The sequence below is a fragment of the Cryobacterium sp. TMT3-29-2 genome (assembly GCF_004564305.1).
Classification (GTDB): domain Bacteria; phylum Actinomycetota; class Actinomycetes; order Actinomycetales; family Microbacteriaceae; genus Cryobacterium; species Cryobacterium sinapicolor.
In genome coordinates, this window is record NZ_SOGK01000133.1 from 1 (window position 1) to 1,739 (window position 1,739).

2 protein-coding genes are annotated in these 1,739 nt (G+C 62.7%); both read left to right on the forward strand.

Going from position 1 to position 1,739, the window contains the following annotated elements; all coding sequences use genetic code 11:
* Positions 1–275: 275 nt before the first annotated feature.
* Positions 276–662, forward strand: a complete 387-nt coding sequence (locus E3O67_RS15315) for a TipAS antibiotic-recognition domain-containing protein (RefSeq protein WP_135103085.1) — start codon at positions 276–278, stop codon at positions 660–662.
* An 815-nt stretch (positions 663–1,477) separates the two neighbouring features.
* On the forward strand, positions 1,478–1,739 hold a 262-nt coding region (locus E3O67_RS15320; protein WP_135103086.1), incomplete at its 3' end, for an RNA polymerase sigma factor.

Here is a 1,739-nt window from a genome sequence, read left to right on the forward strand (position 1 = left end):
AAGGGCTTCCGCCCAGTGAGCATCCTCACCACCCCCGCCGCACGCCTCGACATCGCCGCAGCCCAACCGGGTCTTCAGTGACTAAGAACCCATGATGATTGAAAGCCCAGCGATCATCTGCGCAACTCAGCCCCAGTTCGCAGAAGCTGCTCTGATGCTGCTTTGGGATCTGGCCGAAGTCAACCAAACGTCGCAGCATCTCCAAGCAACCTCGAATCAGTGGGGCGAATACCTACACCGCGACTCGATAGGCACGCAGCCCCGAAAGGACCACCATGCCCAAAATTGACGATCTTCCCTCCGCCTACCTGCAAAGCTGCCGTGACGCCCTCACCGAGGAACAAGCCGTCAGCCTCGCCGCAACTAACGGGTGGGCACACGTGGACCGGGACCAGGTCCACGCAGACTGGGACGAAATCTACCGCGACCTGAGCCGGAACCTCGAAGAACGCAGCCCGGACGATGACGACACCCAAGAACTAATTCACCGGCACTACCGGGTCGCCTGCCGGTTCTACACGCCCAGCCCGAAAGCCTACATCGGCATGGCTCTGTTCTACCGGGACAACGAGGACATGCGCGCTTTCCATAACGGGTACCACGAATACATGGTGGAATTCCTCGTCAACGCCATCACCAGCTTCGCCCGGCACCGGCTCTAAAAAGAGCCCACCGCCGGCTGGACTGTGTGACTGACCACCGCAACACCTGTCGCCGCCGTCGCCAAACTGTCAAATAGCGCCCCCTCCATTCGTCAACCAATATGGACGAATGGAGGATGGTGAGCAAAGGAAAGCATCCGTCGAAGGATCAGGCCACAATTTATCCACTCGCTCGAGAACGCGTAGCACGGCCTCCGCCGCTACCTTCGGTTGGTCAAGGTGCATGCCAGGGCGATGGCGGTACCAACGTTGTCCTCATGGCGGGCATGGGGAGACCACACACAGGCCAATTCCGGAGGTTCTCCTTTTTCACAAGCCGCGAAGTGTCACCAACGTCCTGGCCGGGTACACCTAGAGGCGTGAGACGAGGAACATGCCCACGAGAGGCGCTAGCGCCGCCCCCGCGCCGACGCTCACAAGAAGGACCGCCGGGAACCATTGCCCGCTCCCAACGCGCGCACCACCGTTTGAGCGGTGCCACAGCGCGAGACCGACTCCGGCAAGCACTAGCACGCAGCCAAGGCACAGGAGTATGAGCGCAGCGTCCGACATCGGGCAAGGTTATCATCGTGCCAAACGCAGACGGCTCGGTGTCGTCGACAACTTGCGGCGCGGGCGGGGTCCGGCCGCGCCTTTGCGGAGCGGGGAGCCGAAGCGCCTGCCCAGCGTCCTCCAGCAGGTATGAAGGTCTGCGTTCTGCGCGATCTCCGAAAATTCGGGGGTGCTGCGTGCAAGACTTACGGCGGAAGCGACATATTCATTATGTGAGCATCGCCAACACCCCAGCCAGCGCCGACGTAAGTGAGGGAGAGGCGATGCCTGAGAGCGCGGGCCCGGCCGAGACGGCGGCCGATGTCGACTGGTTCACCGTGATCGTCCGGGAGCACTCGACTGCGCTCGTGCGCTACTTCGCCCGACGCGGACCGCGTCAGGATGCCGAGGACCTGGCCGCTGAGGTCTTCGCGACGGCTTGGCGGCGCCGCGACGACCTGCCACGGGAGGCGGTGCTGCCGTGGCTGTATCGCACGGCGGGATTCACCCTCGCGAATTCGCGCAGGAAGCATATCGATCTCCCCG